This window comes from Priestia sp. 179-F W1.4 NHS, assembly GCF_045369295.1.
Lineage (GTDB): Bacteria > Bacillota > Bacilli > Bacillales > Bacillaceae_H > Priestia > Priestia zanthoxyli.
In genome coordinates, this window is record NZ_JBIQFF010000006.1 from 62006 (window position 1) to 79601 (window position 17596).

The following is a 17596-nucleotide window of genomic DNA, read 5'->3' on the forward strand; positions in this document are numbered from 1 at the left end:
TTGTGGGAACACCAGTTGTATACTAAACAGAACGAAAGGTGATTTATGATGAAAGTATTAGTTGTTGGAGCAAACGGAACAACGGGAAAACAAGTGGTAGAAAAAGTCGCAAACAGCAAGCAGCATGAAGCTTATGCGATGATTCGCGACGAAAAACAAGCAGACGCTTTAAAAAAGCTGGGCGCTAACGTTGTACTTGGTGACTTGGAGCAAGATGTTTCAGATGCTTTAAGAGGTATGGATGCTGTCATATTTGCAGCAGGTTCTGGAGGACATACGGGAGACGAAAAAACAATCGCTGTGGATCAAAACGGTGCTAAAAATATCATTGATGAAGCAAAAAATCAAGGTGTGAAGCGCTTTGTTATGTTAAGTTCAATGGGAACAGATGCACCTGAACAAGGACCAGAAGGCTTACAGCTTTACCTGCGTGCTAAAGCGATAGCGGATGAATACTTAAAGCAGTCTAATCTGCAATATACAATTGTACGACCAGGAACTTTATCGAATGATTCAGCTACTGGAAAAATTGATATCAATAATGATATTGAAGATAAATCTCAGACGATTCCTCGAGCAGATGTAGCAAGCGTGCTTGTAGAATGCCTAAACGAAGAAGCTACGATAGGAAAAACGTTTGAAATGTTAGCCGGAGAAACTGAAATTGAACAAGCTATTAAATTTACTCATTGATACAAAAGGGCAGATCTAAAGGTCTGCTCTTTTTTGTTCCTAATATGAAAACATCTCCATTATGAAACGGAAATCTTAAGGGAATAGTATAGGAGAACATTTCATTTCAGGAATGAGGAGGCAGGACAATGGGACAAAATCGTCATTTCACACCGGGTCAAAAAGCTCCTAATAACGGAGTGTATATTGAAATTGGTGAAACAGGAAGCAACGTAAATAATCCTCAAAAGGTTAAATTAAAAGCAGGAGAGCGTTTTCCAGAGACGGCAAACGATGATCGCCACTGGACATACATGCGCAAGCCTTAAATAGTAAAAAAATAAAGAAGCCATTCTAAATTGAATGGCTTTACTTGTTTTCCCATTGCTGGGTATAATGAAATAAAGGTCAATAAAGGTCAAATGTATCGAAGGAGGATGTTCAATGGACATAAATAAAATGACCCAAAAATTGCAAGAAGGCGTGATGGAAGCGCAGTCCGAAGCTATTAAACGAAATCAGCAGGAAGTGGATATTGCTCATTTGCTTTATACGCTTATTCATCAGCAAGATGGTATTGCTCCTCGCATATTAGATCATTTACATATAGATCATCAATCTTTTCAGCAGCAGGTAAATCAACTGCTTGCGAAAAAACCTGCTGTTACAGGAAGTGGAGCTGAAGCAGGGAAAGTTTATATTACAAATAAACTTCAGCAGCTGTTTGTCAAAGCTCAAGAAGAAGCATCTCGTCTGCAAGATGATTATGTTTCAGTTGAGCACATCTTTTTAGCCTTAGCACAGGAACCGTCTTCTAGTGAATATGGCAAGTTATTTTCAAGTCACGGTATAACAAAAAAAGCTTTGCAAGATGTGCTTACTAGCCTTCGAGGAAATCAGCGAATTACAAGTCAAAATCCGGAAGTTACATATGAAGCGTTAGCTAAATATGGAAGAGACTTAGTGGCAGAAGTACGAGCAGGGAACATTGATCCAGTCATTGGACGAGACGGAGAAATTCGCCGCGTTATCCGCATTTTATCGCGAAAAACAAAAAACAATCCAGTTTTGATTGGAGAACCTGGCGTTGGTAAAACAGCGATTGTTGAAGGTCTAGCACAACGCATTGTTCGTAGAGATGTGCCTGAAGGATTAAAAGATAAAACCATCTTCTCATTAGATATGGGAGCTTTAGTAGCAGGAGCGAAGTTCAGAGGCGAATTTGAAGAGCGTTTAAAAGCTGTTCTTCAAGAAGTTAAGAAAAGCAACGGTCAAATTCTTTTATTTATTGACGAACTTCATACAATCGTTGGAGCAGGTCGTACGGACGGAGCGATGGATGCAGGGAATATTTTAAAACCAATGCTTGCTAGAGGAGAACTTCACTGTATAGGAGCTACAACTCTTGATGAGTATCGTCAGTATATTGAAAAAGATCCAGCTCTTGAAAGACGCTTTCAACAGGTGCTGGTTGAAGAACCTTCAGTAGAAGATACAATCTCTATCTTACGTGGTTTAAAAGAACGATTTGAAATTCATCACGGTGTAAATATTCATGACCGGGCGATTGTTTCAGCAGCGGTTATGTCGGATCGTTATATCTCAGATCGCTTTTTACCTGATAAAGCAATTGATTTAATTGATGAAGCATGCGCAACTATTCGAACAGAAATTGATTCGATGCCATCAGAATTAGATGAAGTAACGCGACGTGTCATGCAGCTTGAAATTGAAGAAGCGGCATTAAGTAAAGAAACAGATCAAGCAAGCATCACAAGGTTAGAGGCAATTCGAAAAGAAGTCTCTGATTTAAAAGAACGTGCAGATACAATGAAGCTGCAGTGGGAAAAAGAAAAGCAGTCGATTCAAACGGTGCAAGATGTCCGGGAGCAGCTCGAAAAAGCGAAGCGAGACCTAGAAGAAGCTGAAGGGAAATATGATTTAAATAAAGCAGCCGAACTTCGCCACGGACGCATTCCAGCTCTTGAAAAAGAACTAAAACAGCTGGAAGAAACAGCTGCTGAAAAAGCACAAGAAAACCGTTTGTTAAGAGAAGAGGTAACGGAAGAAGAAATTGCTGAAATTGTAGGAAGATGGACGGGAATTCCGGTGTCGAAACTAGTTGAAGGAGAAAGAGAAAAGCTGTTGAAGCTTGAGTCAATTTTACAGCAGCGTGTGATTGGACAAGACGAAGCCGTATCCTTAGTTACAGATGCTGTGATTCGCGCAAGGGCAGGCATTAAAGACCCGAACCGCCCAATTGGATCATTTATTTTCCTAGGACCTACCGGAGTAGGAAAAACGGAGCTAGCCAAAACGTTGGCACATTCGTTATTTGACAGCGAAGAACAAATGGTTCGTATTGATATGTCTGAATACATGGAAAAGCATGCGGTCTCTAGGCTTATAGGAGCGCCTCCTGGCTATGTAGGGTATGAAGAAGGCGGACAGCTAACGGAAGCGGTGAGACGCAAGCCTTATTCAGTCGTTTTGTTAGATGAAATTGAAAAAGCTCATCCCGAAGTATTTAACGTGCTCCTTCAAATACTAGATGATGGAAGAGCAACAGATTCAAAAGGAAAAGTCATTGATTTTAAAAATACAGTCATTATTATGACGTCAAATATTGGTTCTCAATTTTTATTAGATGGTTTAACAAGTGAAGGCGAGATTACTGAAAAAGCCAGAGAGCAAGTGATGGCTCAATTAAGACAGCACTTTCGCCCAGAATTTTTAAATCGAGTAGACGACACGATTTTATTCAAACCGCTAACTGTTCATGAAGTAAAGGGAATTATTGATAAGCTATTGCTTCAGCTTGAAAAGCGTTTATCCGATCGTCATATTTCGTTAATGTTAACAGAAGAAGCAAAAAATCATATTGCAGCCTCCGGGTTTGATCCGGTATACGGAGCGCGCCCTTTAAAAAGGTTTATTCAAAAATATATTGAAACAAAAATTGCCAGAGAATTAATTGCAGGGCAAATTGAAGATTATAGTCAAGTGACAGTTGATGTAAAAGATGATGAGTTTGTTGTCAGCGTATAAGTTTTCTAAAAAGGCCATTCATAATAATTTGAATGGTCTTTTTTTGCTATTAAGAGCAGCATCCCTTTTAAAATAAATAAAAAAAATACGTGAGAGCTAAGCGTAAAAACTTATTCAGTTTTAGGTTGTAGAATATATCTAATTCATTTATGATAATACAAAATGGGCAAAGGAGCATGAATGAGCACATGAAGGACCGTATAGAGCTTATATATGACGAAGCATACGATTTTATAGATCAGGCATTAACTAAAATAAGAGCGCTGGATAAAAATGATCTTCAAGCTGAAAATGAAGAAGTGCAGGAAAAGGCAGAACGGACAGAGTTTGCACTTCAAGCTGCACGAGATATTTTAGAAAATATGATTATCCCGGGTAAAAAATTGACTTTTATTTACGAAAAAGGTTCTGTGGTAGTAGAAATTCCCGATAAAAAATAAAAACGACTTCCTTTTATGGAAGTCGTTTTTATTTTGGTAATGCAAAGTGTTCATCAATGGATGCATCACTTTTTCGATACTGCCCGGGTGTCATATTGGTTGTTTTGCGAAATACTTTTGTTAAATAATTGGCATTTGCATAGCCGACGTTTTCAGCAATTTCTTCGATTGAATACTTGGTTTGATGCAATAGCTCGGCCGCTTTTTGAATGCGAAGCTTCGTTAAATATTGAATCGGCGTAATCCCTGTTGTTTGTTTGAATAACCGGCTAAAATGATAGCGAGATAAATGAGCTGCATCTGCCATTTCATCCGGACCGATTTCTTCATGATAATGATTGCGGGCAAATAAAATAGAGCTAATGATACTTTCAGGCCAATCCTCTGTAAAACTGTCCATGCTTTTAATATATTGATACAGCTCCATTACAAAGCGGTAAGATAAGCTTGAGGCATGAAATGGATCTGCTATATGTTTTTCACTTGCCCTCTTATATATTTGAGCAAGCAGCTGAACAGGTGCTGATTCAGGGTGAAATCTAATTACAGGGGAGTGGGCTGACTGAATATAATCCCAGCATTTTTGTACTTCATCTCCGTATAATGTAAGAAAAATAAACTCCCAGTTTTCACTTTCCTTTGGTAAGTAATAGCGATAATTTCCAGGTATATTGACGATGAATGCTTTCCCAGCATCCACTTTATATTCTTGTCCATCTATTTCAATCATCCCGTACCCAGAAACCGTGTATTGAAAAATATATTTTCCTACATCTTTTCGCTGATTTCCGCTCCAGTTATAAAGGGGCGAGAAAACTTCATCCCATCCAACCGACCAGAGCTGCGCAACTTCGTTTGTGCGGGATTCTAAAAACCTGTATGCGTACGTTGAATATTCTTGAGCTTGGAAATGTGAGAGCAAATTTTCACCTTCTTTTTGAAATAAAGTAGTACTTAATTCTTACTTTAACGTAATCGCTTTCATTTTTCTATAATTTTTTGAAAATATCATGATTATTTTTAGTGAATGTCTCTAAATCTATTATTTTCTTATAATTTGCAAGTCAAGGCTCCCATGAAGATAACACTTTTTTGGCGCAAGAGCAGTTCATCATCAATTTAAAAGAATCATTTTTAAAGTGATAAGCAAAAAAGTACCGATTATCGATAGTAATTTTACCATTGAGGCAAGGAAAATTGGACTTTACAATGTACATATGAATCCGTTTCCAAAAAACTACTTAAAATAGGTGATAATAAATGCTGGAAAAATTAATCGAAGAGTTCAAACAAATATTTCATTCGTCAGAAGCTATTCGCTGCTTTTTTGCACCAGGGCGTGTCAATTTAATTGGAGAACATACTGATTATAATGGAGGGCATGTTTTTCCTTGTTCATTGAGTATAGGAACGTATGCGGTAGTACAAAAACGTCATGATCGAAAAATACGTATGTACTCTAAAAACTTCTCTGAAGCAGGCGTTATTGAATCCTCTTTAGAGCAATTAACGTACAAAACCGAGGATGATTGGGCTAATTATCCAAAAGGAGTAATGGACACCTTTAAAAAGCACGGATATGATCTTCCTTTTGGTTTTGATATCTTGTTTTTCGGCAACATTCCTAACGGAGCAGGGCTTTCATCGTCGGCATCAATTGAGTTAGTCACATGTGTACTTTTAAATAAAATTCTTGAATTGAATATTGATATGATGGACCTTGTAAAAATGGCGCAGCAAGCTGAAAATGAATTTATCGGCGTAAGCTGCGGGATTATGGATCAGTTTGCAATTGGAATGGGAAAAGAAAATCAAGCCGTATTGTTAAACTGCCAGACTCTTGAATACCAGTATAGCCCGCTGCAGCTAACAGATGCTGTGCTCGTTATTTCTAACACAAATAAGCGAAGAGGGCTGGCAGATTCAAAATATAATGAGCGCCGTATGGAGTGTGAAAGAGCACTATCAGATTTGCAAACTTCACTTTCCATTGATTCGCTTGGTGATTTAACGAAAGAACAATTTGAAAAGCACAAATCTTTAATACAAAACGAAGTAGATTGTAAGCGCGCTAAACATGCGGTATATGAAAATGAACGCACAAAAGAAGCGGTTGCTAAATTGCAAAACGGCGATTTAAAAGGATTTGGTCAATTGATGAATGAGTCGCACTGTTCGCTGCGAGATGACTATGAAGTAAGTGGAAAAGAATTAGATGCTCTTGTAGAAGCAGCCTGGTTGCAAGAAGGTGTGATTGGATCACGCATGACGGGTGCAGGCTTTGGCGGCTGTACAATCAGTATCGTAAAAAAAGCACAGGTTGATAGATTTATTGAGGAAGTAAAAGACGCTTATTATAAGCAAACGAGTTTAGAAGCTGAATTTTATGTGGTTACGGTTGGAGAAGGAGCGCGTGAACTCACATTAGAAGCAGTATAAGAGAAAACAGATAGAGAAAGGAACGAGTGTATGTCAGTCAACATTCATGAAGAAATCACCCGACTTATTCAATATGGTTTACAAAAGAATCTAGTAACAAAATGGGATATAGATGTGGTGAGAAATAAACTGCTGGAAGTGTTAGAACTCGACGAATGTATTACGGTAGAAGTTAAAGAAGAACGTTTGGAACATCCAGCTACTATTTTAGATAACATGCTTGATTGGGCTGCCGAAAACAATCGAATCGCCGATAATTCTATCACATATAGAGATTTATTCGATACCAAAATAATGGGATGCTTTGCAAGCATGCCTTCAGAGGTTAATCGAACCTTTTACGATCACTATCAGCAAAACCCTCAAAAAGCCACAAGCTATTATTATAAGCTGTCAAAAGACATTCACTATATTCGCAGAGATCGAATTGCTAAAAACGAAAGATGGGTAACAAACACTGACTTTGGAGAACTTGAAATTACTATCAACTTATCTAAGCCGGAAAAAGATCCAAAAGCAATTGCAGCAAGCAAATCACTGAAAGAAAGCAACTACCCGCTATGCCTGCTCTGTAAAGAAAATGCTGGCTATGCAGGCCGCATTAACCACCCAGCTCGCCAAAATCACCGGATTATCCCTGTGGAATTGCAGGAAGAGCTGTGGTACATGCAGTTTTCACCTTACGTTTATTATAATGAACATGCCATTGTTTTTGCGAGTGAGCATACACCTATGCATATTTCAAAGCAAACGTTTAAGCGGCTGCTTGCCTTCGTTGAACAATTCCCACATTATTTTTTAGGGTCAAATGCAGATTTACCCATCGTAGGAGGATCTATTTTAACGCATGATCACTTTCAAGGAGGCTATCATGAGTTTCCTATGGCTAAAGCAAGAATAAATAAATCGTTCTCTCTTGAAGCGCATCCAAACGTGAAAGCTGGAATTGTTCATTGGCCAATGTCGGTCGTTCGTCTTCAAAGTTCGCACCTTGCACCATTAGTGGAAGCAGCGGATTTCATTTTGAAGAAATGGAAATCATATAGTGATCAAAGTGCTGGTATTTTAGCTTTTACAGATCAAACTCCTCACAATACGGTCACGCCTATTGCTAGGAAAAGAGGGGATTTGTACGAATTAGATTTAGTACTGCGAAACAATCGAACAAACAGCAAGCATCCAGATGGCATTTATCATCCGCATGCAGAAGTTCATCATATCAAAAAAGAGAACATAGGTTTAATTGAAGTAATGGGACTTGCGGTTTTACCCGGTCGTTTGAAAGACGAAATGAGTCTAGTGGCCAAAGGGTTAGTTCAGAATAACCTGAGTGAAGTAGCCAGCAGGCATGATCAAGTGAAAAAACACGTGAAGTGGGCTGAACACATCAAGAAAAAATATCCGCATATTGAAGTGGAAAATGTCCAAAGCATTCTTCAACAAGAGCTCGGTTTGATCTTTGCGACTATTTTAGAGCATGCAGGTGTGTTTAAACAAACTGCTGAAGGGCAGCTCGCATTCAGTCGTTTTATGAATTCGTTAAATGAAGCGTAAATCATTAATAAAAACAGGCAGCTCGTAATGAGCTGCCTGTCTTTATACAGTTAGGGCATGCTGTTTTAAAAGGGTATACAGAGCCTGTGTTCCTTTATTATCCTGGCCTTGTTTTTCGAGCTGTTCATAAAGCGATTTTGCTAATTTTAGCCCGGGTGTATACAGCTCCATTTCTTCAGCTGATTCAATGGCAATCTTCATATCTTTAATGAAGTGTTTAATATAAAAGCCTGGTTCGAAGTCTCCTTTAATCATGCGAGGAGCTAAATTGCTTAACGACCAGCTTCCCGCTGCGCCTGTTTCAATACTTTTTAGAACGGTATTCGGATCTAATCCGGCTTTTTCAGCATAAAGTATCGCTTCGCAGACACCCATCATATTAGAGGCAATAGCAATTTGATTGCACATTTTTGTATGTTGACCAGCACCGGCGCTTCCTTGAAGAACGATATTTGTCCCCATTTTTTCAAGAATAGGCGTAACGGCAGAGAATGCTTCAGAATCGCCTCCTACCATAATCGCTAAGGTTGCTTTCTGAGCCCCAATATCTCCTCCTGAAACAGGAGCGTCAAGGGCATGAATGTGCTTCTCTTTTGCTGCTTGATAAATCTCACGAGCAAGTATAGGGCTTGATGTCGTCATATCAATTGTATAGCAGCCTTTCTTTGCATTATGTATAATGCCGTCTTTTCCTAAATAAATCTCTTTTACATCGTGAGGATAGCCTACCATGGTGATAATAACATCAGATTGTTCGGCCACTTCTTGAACGGTTTCTTTCCATTTGGCCCCTTTTTCAAGTAGTGCTTGAGCACGAGTTTTTGTTCGTGTATAAACAAGGACTTCATATCCTGCGTCAATTAAATGCCCGGCCATGCTTTGACCCATAACGCCTGTTCCGATAAAACCAATTTTTTCTTTAGTCACAGCAGTATTCACTCCTAAAGTTAATAGTTTGATTATTCTAAAATTATATAGTTAAAGTTTGGGATAATCAATGATTCCGACTATATATAGATAGAGAAAAGCACTCTCAGTCCTATGTCTTGAATACGAGGTAAGGAAAGAAAGTACTGAGAAGAACCTATGCCAAAAAATAAAAAAAGCGCTGGCTTTACAGCCAACACTTTTTAGTGTTGATTATTTGCTGGTTTATTCGGTACACCCAGTTCTCCAATCAAAATTACAACTAGCGTGAAAACTACTCCAAGGATGGAAGCGGTTGCGAAACTGTAAGTACCGCCCGTCATTGCAGAGATTACGTACACTGCCATATTCATTAGTAAAAAGCCCCAAACAAAAGCCATTACGACACGCATTCTATTCACCTCGTTTACAGTACAGTTTGATTTCATTTTAGCATATAGCAGTCAAATAAGAAATTGAATTTTTTATGAATAAATAAGGGGCGTGCTCCCATGCAGAAACAAAAGAGCAATAAGTCAGAAATAGGCATTATTCTAGTGCGCTTTTTTATGGTTCTATCATACACTGTATGGAACAACTAGTAAGTTACGGAGGAAGAGCTATGATACATCGACGCTTTTTTAGCTTAGATACGCAATGGAATGTCGTACATGTCCCTGAACGACCGAATGGTTTCGGTGTGTTAGTATTGGGTGATAAAGATCATTTTGTTGAAAGTTCAACTAGCTTATGGATTCAGCACGGCGGAAGGTCACAGCTGTTGCAATGTTTACAAGATGAAGGATACACAGTATTTTATTCCAATTTATATGGCCGGCATTGGGGGTCTCCTGAAGCATATCACCTTGCAAAACAACTTTATCATTTAGTAATGAAACAAGAAATTTTAAATAAACGAATTCATATTTTAGCTGAAGGAATGGGGGCTCTGTTAGCGCTGCAGCTAATGGAAAATGACGGGAATACGTTCATTCGATCAGCTGGTTTACTAAATCCGTGTATTGATCTTCATACGCATGCAGAACATGAAAAAAACAATAAATTCTTTTATAAACAATTCACGAAGGACTTGACTCAAGCTTATAAAGTGGAGCGGAAGCAAGTATCAAAGCTAATTAAGGAGTACCCTTCCGTTACGGAATTAAAATCAACGCTGCCCGTGAAGATATGGACCGCGCCTAATGCCTCTACTCATTATCCAATTGCACACAGTAAAAAATATGAACTACATCGTGAAGAACTTCACTCTCCGATTATGCTTTCACTTTATTTGCCTGAAAAAAACTATTTATTTGAACGGTCCCTTCTCCAATTTTATAAACAGCATGAAAAAGTGTTATAAGCAAAGCTTCTATGATTATACATATCATAGGGGCTTTTTGTATAAGAGATAAAAGGAAAAAGAGAGTTCATGATGTTTTTAGGGATGAACTACTTTGAAATAAGGAATGAGTACTCTCTATAACTATAGGGCTTTAAGCTTTTGTTTAATAAATGATGAATGAAGAATTGGAGGAAGCGATATGGGAAATGTAGTAGTAATAGGAGCAAACCGCTTTATTGGTTTTCATTTATGTATGACTTTTTTAGACGAAGGTACAGAAGTAAAAGGATATACACATTCTGCTCATAAAGAAGAAGATGATTTGCAGGAAGAGATGAAATTTTTCTTAGGGCGAAACGCTAATTATGTATCGACTGAAGTAGGCGATTCATTAGATATGATTACCTCAGAAACGGATATTGTCTACTTCACGTATTTCGATGGAGGAGATTTTTATCATCCTGATTTTTTAAGACAAGAAATGCAAAAAGCGCAGCAAGTACTCATTCAAGCACTTAATAAATGCCGTCAATTCAACATTCGATTTGTGTTTGTTTCTACCATGCGCGTATTTGGAGACCAGCAGCGAAAGATTGAAGAAACAACGATTCCAGAACCGGACAGTAGTGAAGGAAGGCTATACGTTCATTTTGAGCGAATGATAGAAAAATATAAAGATGATGGATGGCCCATTATGATTGTCAGAACGCCCACTCTTTACGGACCTTGGCAGCCTTTGTCAATGTGCTATTCTAAAAATATTGCCGGGTACGAGGAAGCTTTTACCATTATGGAAGGCACGGATTTTATTATTTATATTGAAGACGCCGTCAGTGCACTCAGACGCTGTAAAACTGGTGCATATTCATATGAAGTGGTTCATTTAGTTGAAGAAAAATTACAGCCTTGGAGCGCTGGAGCAAACATTACTCATATGGAGGTGAAGGAAGAAGCGGCTCAAGAAAAATATGAAATCAGCAGGAAAGCGAAAGAACTGCTACATTTTTCTTCCAAAGTAACGGCTAAAGAAGGCATTTACCTGCAAAAAAAACATATGAGAACATTCTTTTTACCTCTTCATTAAAAGGAGAAAGTTGTACTTATAGAATAGATTCGCTAATATAAGGAGGAATAAATGTTTTTAATAAAGGAGATTTCACTATGGAAGAGCAAAATATGCAATTCATGCAAATTGCAATGAAGTACTTGCCAGAAGCAAAGCAGATTTTAGATGAAACAGGCGTTGAGTTATCAATGGAACACGTACAGCCGGTATTGACATTACTGACAAAAGTAATGAACGACGCCTATGAGCTTGGCAAGCAAGATGCATTAGCTGAAAATGAAAACAACTAAAGAAAACAGCTCGGTAGAATCCGAGCTGTTATTTTTGTTTGTAAAATAAATCGACTAAAGGGGCAAACTGTTTAAGAAGAGGAGCTAGTTCTTCGACGGCGAGTACAATTTCATCGATTTGTTTGAATAATCTTTCCCACTCCTCTCGCTCTCTTTCTTCTCTTGATTTTCTGCGCCCAGCTCCAAACATAAAATCAGAAAAAGCTTCATTTCTTTGTCTTCTTGCCATGATACTCATTCCTTTCACTATTTTAATGGTGGGTAAGTTCTTACCTAATGTCCCATACTAGAGTAAGAGGGACCCGTATGATTACTATATGTAGCATGATAGATACCTGAGTAGGACGAACACCCATATAGACAAAAAATAAAAAATGAAGTAAAATTAGTACCAACTCATAATAATTGATTATATAATCGGTAAATGAAATGACAGATATAGGTTTTATAGGAATATAAGCCTTTTATTTAAAGGAGAGGTTGATATGAACGCTGGTGTTCTAGGAATTGGACGTTATGTACCAGAGAAAGTTGTAACAAATTTAGATCTTGAAAAAGTAATGGATACATCAGATGAGTGGATTCGTACGCGCACAGGTATTCAAGAGCGCCGAATTGCAGCCGATAACGAGGACACATCTGATTTAGCTTATAAAGCAGCAGTTGAAGCTTTACATAAAGCTAACGTCGAGGCAGAAGATATTGACATGATCATTGTTGCTACGGTAACGCCAGATCAACCGTTTCCTACAGTATCATGTATGCTGCAAGAAAAATTGGGAGCAAAAAAAGCAGCTTCTTACGATGTGAGTGCAGCATGTGCAGGATTTATGTACGGCATGATTACAGCTAAGCAATTTATTGAAACTAATGCTTACAAGCATATATTAGTGGTCGGTGTAGAAAAGCTTTCTAAGATTACAGATTGGGACGACCGTAACACGGCTGTTTTATTCGGAGACGGAGCAGGTGCAGTTGTAATGGGACCTGTGTCAGAAGGACGAGGTATTTTATCCTTTGAACTAGGATCCGACGGTACAGGAGGCAAGCACTTGTATCAAAACGAGCTTGATCATATTGTCATGAACGGACGTGAAGTATTTAAGTTTGCTGTTCGACAAATGGGGGAATCTGCTGTTAATGTAATTGAAAAAGCAGGTTTAACAAAAGAGGATGTTGATTTTCTTGTACCTCATCAAGCGAATATTCGTATTATGGAAGCTGCAAGACAGCGATTAGACTTGCCTGAAGAAAAAATGTCTAAAACAATCCAATACTACGGCAATACATCAGCAGCATCGATCCCAATTTCAATTGTTCATGAGCTTGAAGCAGGGAAAATTCAAGACGATGATTTAATTGTAATGGTTGGCTTCGGAGGCGGCTTAACATGGGGAGCTATTGCCATTAGATGGGGAAAATAACACTACATTTTTAAAGCAACTGAAGGAGATGAATGTACGATGAATAAAAAACGTGTAGTTGTAACAGGACTTGGTGGGCTTACACCAATTGGAAATGACGTAGAAACAGCTTGGAAAAACGCAGTAGCAGGCGTGTCTGGCGTTGGTCCTTTAACAAGACTAGATGCAGATGAATTTCCTGCTAAAGTAGCGGCTGAAGTAAAAGATTTTAACGTGGAAGATTTTATTGACCGCAAAGAGGCTCGTAAGATGGATCGCTTTACTCAATATGCGATGGTAGCTGCATTGGCGGCTGTTAAAGATGCAGATTTGACTATTACGGAAGAGATTGCTCCAAACGTCGGGGTTTGGATTGGTTCTGGAATTGGCGGTATGGAAACGTTTGAAAATCAATATTCAACGTTATTAGAAAAAGGTGCCCGCCGTGTAAGTCCATTCTTTATTCCGATGATGATTCCTGATATGGCAACAGGACAAGTTTCTATTGCTTTAGGAGCGAAAGGCGTGAACTCTTGTACGGTAACGGCGTGTGCAACAGGTACAAACTCTATTGGTGATGCATTTAAAGTCATTCAACGCGGAGATGCAGACGTGATGGTGACGGGCGGTACGGAAGCACCAATCACGCGTTTATCTATTGCTGGTTTCTGTGCGAATAAAGCACTTTCTACAAATCCAGATCCTGCAACAGCATCTCGTCCGTTTGATAAAGACCGCGACGGCTTCGTTATGGGAGAAGGTGCGGGTGTTATTGTGCTTGAAGAGCTTGAACATGCATTAGCACGCGGCGCACGTATTTATGCTGAAATTGTGGGCTATGGTTCAACAGGAGATGCTCATCATATCACAGCGCCAGCTCCAGGAGGAGAAGGCGGCGTTCGTGCAATGCGTCATGCGATTGAAGATGCAGGTCTACAGCCAAGTGATATTGATTACATCAATGCTCACGGTACAAGTACAGGGTACAACGATAAATTTGAAACGATGGCTATTAAAGAAGTATTTGGTGACCACGCTCAAAAAGTAGCAATTAGTTCAACAAAGTCAATGACTGGCCACTTGCTAGGAGCTGCTGGTGGAGTAGAAGCTATTTTTAGTGTGAAAGCAATTCAAGACGGTATTCTTCCTCCAACAATTAACTATCAAACACCCGATGAAGAGTGCGATTTAGACTACATTCCAAACAAAGCGCGTAAGCAAGAAGTAAAAGCGGTGCTAAGCAACTCACTTGGATTTGGTGGTCACAATGCAACAATCATCTTTAAAAAGTACGAAGCATAATGAAAAATTCTAGGCTGACGCCTAGAATTTTTTTTATTTTTAATAACCAAAAGAGTAGCTGTGAACATATCATGAAACAAAAGGATGAAGAAAGAGAGGGGAAAACATGCCGATTGTTTCAACTTCTACTTGGACGGAGCCGAAAGAAATAAGCCGTTATCTTGCGCGCTATTTTAAGAAATTAAAAGAAAAAGAATATATGGAATTACTTTTTAACTATGGAATGTGTCCGCCTTCTTTAATGTTTATAAAAGAATTAGAAGAAATGAAGAAAAGGCAGGTTTGGAAGAAAGTAAAAGCACATTATGAAAAGCTTAAAAAAGCATGGAATGGGCCGGATGTAGCGGTGCTAGTGCTTCCAAGCAATCCTCGAAATCGAAAAATGCAGCGTGAATTTAACGGAAGAGCAGGTGTCGCTTTTACCGATAAATTATTTGTGTTTATGACAAGTCATACATCCGATGAAGAAATGTTAGCGGTGCTTACCCATGAATATCATCACGTTTGCAGGCTAAAAGCCATTAACAAATCTGATGAAACGATTACTTTGTTAGACGCTATGATGATGGAAGGGTTAGCTGAAAGAGCAGTGGAGGAATATTGTGGTAAAAAATATTTAGCCCCTTGGACAAATTATTATACCATTGAAGAAGCTAAAAAAATGTGGGAAAAGCATGTTAAACCTTATTACAATCTGCGCGCTGACGAAAAAAAATATGATCAACTGTTATTCGGCCAAAATTGGTATCCAGAAATGATGGGCTACAATATCGGCTATCATCTTGTTACTTCATGTATGAAGCCTCACACTTTAACTACTACCCAGCTGCTTCCTCTTAGTACCAATACTATCTTAAAAAAATCTGCGTTCCAACTGTAAAAAAATAAGTTCTATATACCTAAAACAAAAAATAGTAAATTTTATCCTGTTTTCAACAAAAAATTAGGAGGTTTATGCGTTAAAGTGCTGAAGAGATATTCAAAAATCATTATTTTAAAAATAAAAAATATAATTAATTTTCAAAATATATTGATTTTGTAATGAAATTGTAATAATATCTTATTCAAATATAACAATTTTTAGAAAAATGAGGTGTGCACTATAAATGGATAAAAAGCCCGTCGAATCAACACCTTTACTAGAAGTGAAAAATTTACAAACTGCTTTTTCCATTAATGATTCCTGGCATAATGCTGTGGACGACGTGTCGTTTCAAGTCGGACGAAAGCGAATTGTAGGAGTTGTAGGAGAATCTGGCTGTGGAAAAAGCGTATTGTCTTTATCCGTTATTGGGCTATTACCTAAAGTAAATAGTCAAATTAGAAGCGGAAGCGTTGTATTTAACGGAAAGAATCTTACGCACTTATCAGAAGATGAGATGAATGATGTTCGGGGAAAAGACATCTCAATGATTTTCCAAGAACCGATGACATCTCTCAATCCTGTTTTAACCATTGGGTATCAGCTGCAGGAAGTATTGTTTAACCATATGAATATATCGAAAGCGGAAGCGCGTGAAAAAAGCATTGCGCTTTTAAAAAGCGTTGGTATTTCGAGATCCGAAAAGCTCATCGATGAATATCCGCATCAGCTGTCGGGAGGAATGAGGCAGCGCGTCATGATTGCCATGGCGGTAGCTTGTCAGCCTAAACTTTTAATTGCGGATGAGCCGACAACCGCCCTGGATGTTACGGTTCAAGCTCAAATTTTAGAATTGTTAAAAGAAATTCAAGAAAGCAATGATATGTCTATTATTATGATTACTCATGATTTAGGAGTCGTTGCTGAGATGTGTGATGAAGTGATTGTCATGTATGGCGGGAAAATTGTTGAGCATACAGATGTTGATACGTTATTTTATGCCTCAAAACATCCGTACACGAAAGCTCTTCTTCACTCAATTCCACGCATGGAAGATGATGTAGAAGTATTAAATACAATCAAAGGAATTGTGCCTTCTCTTGTAAACATGCCGCGGACAGGCTGTCGTTTCGTTAACCGATGTCCTCATGCAATGGAAGACTGCAGTTCTGTTACGCCTGTTCTTCGCGAGGATTCACAGGGGCATGACGTCGCGTGTTTGCTGTATGAAAACAGCTATCCGTCAAAAGGAGTGAAGACAAGCTAATGACTAAAGCGGTGAAAGATGTATTGCTAGAAGTTCAGCATTTAAAAACCTACTATCCTATTCACGGGGGATTTTTTCGAAAGAAAATTGGTGATGTAAAAGCAGTTGATGGTATTTCTTTTGCGATTCGAAAAGGAGAAACGCTCGGTCTGGTAGGAGAATCTGGCTGTGGAAAATCCACGGCAGGAAGGACGATTCTAAGACTGTTGGAACCAACTAGCGGAAAAATTATTTTCGATGGTAAAGATATCACAGAAGCAAGAGGAACTTCTCTCCGTAAAATTAGACAAGATTTCCAAATGGTTTTTCAAGATCCCTATGCTTCCCTTAATCCAATGCAAATGGTTGGAGATGTTATTTCTGAACCAATTCGGAATTTTACAGGAAAATCAACCAATCAATTAAAATCAGAAGTTATGAATCTACTTACAAAAGTAGGGTTACCGGAAGATGCATACTATAAATATCCTCACGAATTTTCCGGTGGACAGCGTCAGCGTATTGGAATTGCACGTGCACTTGCACTTCGTCCAAAACTTATTATTGCTGATGAACCGGTGTCGGCACTTGACGTTTCTGTCCAATCACAAGTTTTAAACCTTCTTAAAGAACTTCAACAAGAATTCGACCTAACCTTTTTATTTATTGCCCATGATTTGAGTGTTGTTAAACATATGAGTGACCGTATCGGTGTTATGTACCTAGGCGGTTTAGTGGAAATTGCTGATAAGAAAAGTCTATACGCAGAGCCGTTGCATCCTTATACGCAAGCGCTTGTATCGGCTATACCTGAACCAGATCCACGAAAGAAAAAACAGCGCATTATTTTACAGGGAGATGTGCCAAGTCCAATTGATCCGCCAAAAGGCTGTGCGTTTCATCCTCGCTGTATACATGCCATGGCAGAGTGCAGCCAAGCGAAACCTGCCTTAAAGGAGGTGAGACCTGGCCATCAAGTAGCTTGCCATTTATATAACTCGTAAAAGCTACATACGAACAGAT

18 protein-coding genes are annotated in these 17596 nt (G+C 38.7%); 14 read left to right on the top strand and 4 right to left on the bottom strand.

The genetic code is table 11. The features are described 5' to 3' along the window. Positions 1-48 precede the first annotated feature (48 nt). The 4 genes from ACH0CI_RS22260 to ACH0CI_RS22275 all read left to right on the top strand — a co-directional run bounded on the left by ACH0CI_RS22260 (position 49) and on the right by ACH0CI_RS22275 (position 4160). On the top strand, positions 49-693 hold the full coding sequence (locus tag ACH0CI_RS22260) for an SDR family oxidoreductase (protein ID WP_155008534.1): 645 nt from the start codon (positions 49-51) through the stop codon (positions 691-693). A 128-nt stretch (positions 694-821) separates the two neighbouring features. Beyond that, positions 822-1001 carry a YjzC family protein gene (locus ACH0CI_RS22265; RefSeq protein ID WP_013055394.1) on the top strand — a complete coding sequence of 60 codons (180 nt, stop codon included), beginning with the start codon at positions 822-824 and terminating at the stop codon, positions 999-1001. A gap of 115 nt (positions 1002-1116) precedes the next feature. Then, positions 1117-3720: an ATP-dependent chaperone ClpB gene (gene clpB, locus ACH0CI_RS22270; protein WP_098113542.1), complete on the top strand. Its 2604-nt coding sequence runs from the start codon at positions 1117-1119 to the stop codon at positions 3718-3720. A 188-nt stretch (positions 3721-3908) separates the two neighbouring features. Further along, entirely contained in the window at positions 3909-4160 is a 252-nt protein-coding gene (locus tag ACH0CI_RS22275; RefSeq protein ID WP_014461601.1) for a hypothetical protein, read from the top strand. A 28-nt stretch (positions 4161-4188) separates the two neighbouring features. Here ACH0CI_RS22275 and ACH0CI_RS22280 read toward each other — a convergent pair whose 3' ends face one another. After that, positions 4189-5082, bottom strand: coding sequence for an AraC family transcriptional regulator (locus ACH0CI_RS22280; RefSeq protein ID WP_257041996.1), 894 nt, complete (start codon positions 5080-5082; stop codon positions 4189-4191). A gap of 338 nt (positions 5083-5420) precedes the next feature. Here ACH0CI_RS22280 and ACH0CI_RS22285 point away from each other — a divergent pair, with 338 nt between their 5' ends. Both ACH0CI_RS22285 and galT read left to right on the top strand, forming a co-directional pair. After that, a complete protein-coding gene (locus ACH0CI_RS22285) occupies positions 5421-6599 on the top strand; it encodes a galactokinase (RefSeq protein WP_033578039.1) in 1179 nt (392 codons plus the stop codon). 30 nt (positions 6600-6629) lie between these two features. After that, positions 6630-8153, top strand: coding sequence for a UDP-glucose--hexose-1-phosphate uridylyltransferase (galT, locus tag ACH0CI_RS22290; RefSeq protein ID WP_406902284.1), 1524 nt, complete (start codon positions 6630-6632; stop codon positions 8151-8153). A gap of 42 nt (positions 8154-8195) precedes the next feature. On the opposite strand, the gene ACH0CI_RS22295 is transcribed toward galT, so the two are convergent. Continuing rightward, positions 8196-9080: an NAD(P)-dependent oxidoreductase gene (locus tag ACH0CI_RS22295; RefSeq protein WP_033578041.1), complete on the bottom strand. Its 885-nt coding sequence runs from the start codon at positions 9078-9080 to the stop codon at positions 8196-8198. 203 nt (positions 9081-9283) lie between these two features. Further along, positions 9284-9472: a YjzD family protein gene (locus tag ACH0CI_RS22300; RefSeq protein WP_028412377.1), complete on the bottom strand. Its 189-nt coding sequence runs from the start codon at positions 9470-9472 to the stop codon at positions 9284-9286. A gap of 209 nt (positions 9473-9681) precedes the next feature. On the opposite strand from ACH0CI_RS22300, the gene ACH0CI_RS22305 reads away from it, so the two are divergent. The 3 genes from ACH0CI_RS22305 (at position 9682) to ACH0CI_RS22315 (ending at position 11760) form a co-directional block, all read left to right on the top strand. Beyond that, positions 9682-10422 carry a hypothetical protein gene (locus ACH0CI_RS22305; protein ID WP_013055401.1) on the top strand — a complete coding sequence of 247 codons (741 nt, stop codon included), beginning with the start codon at positions 9682-9684 and terminating at the stop codon, positions 10420-10422. A 181-nt stretch (positions 10423-10603) separates the two neighbouring features. Further along, the gene (locus ACH0CI_RS22310) at positions 10604-11488 is read left to right on the top strand and encodes an NAD-dependent epimerase/dehydratase family protein (protein ID WP_033578042.1); all 885 of its coding nucleotides are present in this window, start codon (positions 10604-10606) and stop codon (positions 11486-11488) included. Between the two features lie 77 nt (positions 11489-11565). After that, positions 11566-11760 carry a ComZ family protein gene (locus ACH0CI_RS22315; RefSeq protein ID WP_013081746.1) on the top strand — a complete coding sequence of 65 codons (195 nt, stop codon included), beginning with the start codon at positions 11566-11568 and terminating at the stop codon, positions 11758-11760. Between the two features lie 28 nt (positions 11761-11788). On the opposite strand, the gene ACH0CI_RS22320 is transcribed toward ACH0CI_RS22315, so the two are convergent. Next, positions 11789-11989 carry a hypothetical protein gene (locus tag ACH0CI_RS22320; RefSeq protein ID WP_028412375.1) on the bottom strand — a complete coding sequence of 67 codons (201 nt, stop codon included), beginning with the start codon at positions 11987-11989 and terminating at the stop codon, positions 11789-11791. Between the two features lie 256 nt (positions 11990-12245). Here ACH0CI_RS22320 and ACH0CI_RS22325 point away from each other — a divergent pair, with 256 nt between their 5' ends. The 5 genes from ACH0CI_RS22325 to ACH0CI_RS22345 all read left to right on the top strand — a co-directional run bounded on the left by ACH0CI_RS22325 (position 12246) and on the right by ACH0CI_RS22345 (position 17577). Then, positions 12246-13184 (top strand): beta-ketoacyl-ACP synthase III, encoded by a 939-nt coding sequence (locus ACH0CI_RS22325; protein WP_013081747.1) that lies wholly within the window; start codon positions 12246-12248, stop codon positions 13182-13184. A gap of 39 nt (positions 13185-13223) precedes the next feature. Continuing rightward, positions 13224-14465 (top strand): beta-ketoacyl-ACP synthase II, encoded by a 1242-nt coding sequence (fabF, locus tag ACH0CI_RS22330; RefSeq protein ID WP_013055405.1) that lies wholly within the window; start codon positions 13224-13226, stop codon positions 14463-14465. Positions 14466-14571: 106 nt separating this feature from the next. Next, positions 14572-15345 carry a DUF2268 domain-containing putative Zn-dependent protease gene (locus ACH0CI_RS22335; RefSeq protein WP_016763040.1) on the top strand — a complete coding sequence of 258 codons (774 nt, stop codon included), beginning with the start codon at positions 14572-14574 and terminating at the stop codon, positions 15343-15345. A 226-nt stretch (positions 15346-15571) separates the two neighbouring features. Beyond that, complete coding sequence (locus ACH0CI_RS22340) at positions 15572-16594, top strand: ABC transporter ATP-binding protein (protein WP_335708114.1); 1023 nt, start codon at positions 15572-15574, stop codon at positions 16592-16594. Beyond that, a complete protein-coding gene (locus tag ACH0CI_RS22345; protein ID WP_406902285.1) occupies positions 16594-17577 on the top strand; it encodes an ABC transporter ATP-binding protein in 984 nt (327 codons plus the stop codon). Before ACH0CI_RS22340 ends, ACH0CI_RS22345 begins: the two co-directional genes overlap by 1 nt. The last annotated feature ends 19 nt before the right edge of the window (positions 17578-17596 follow it).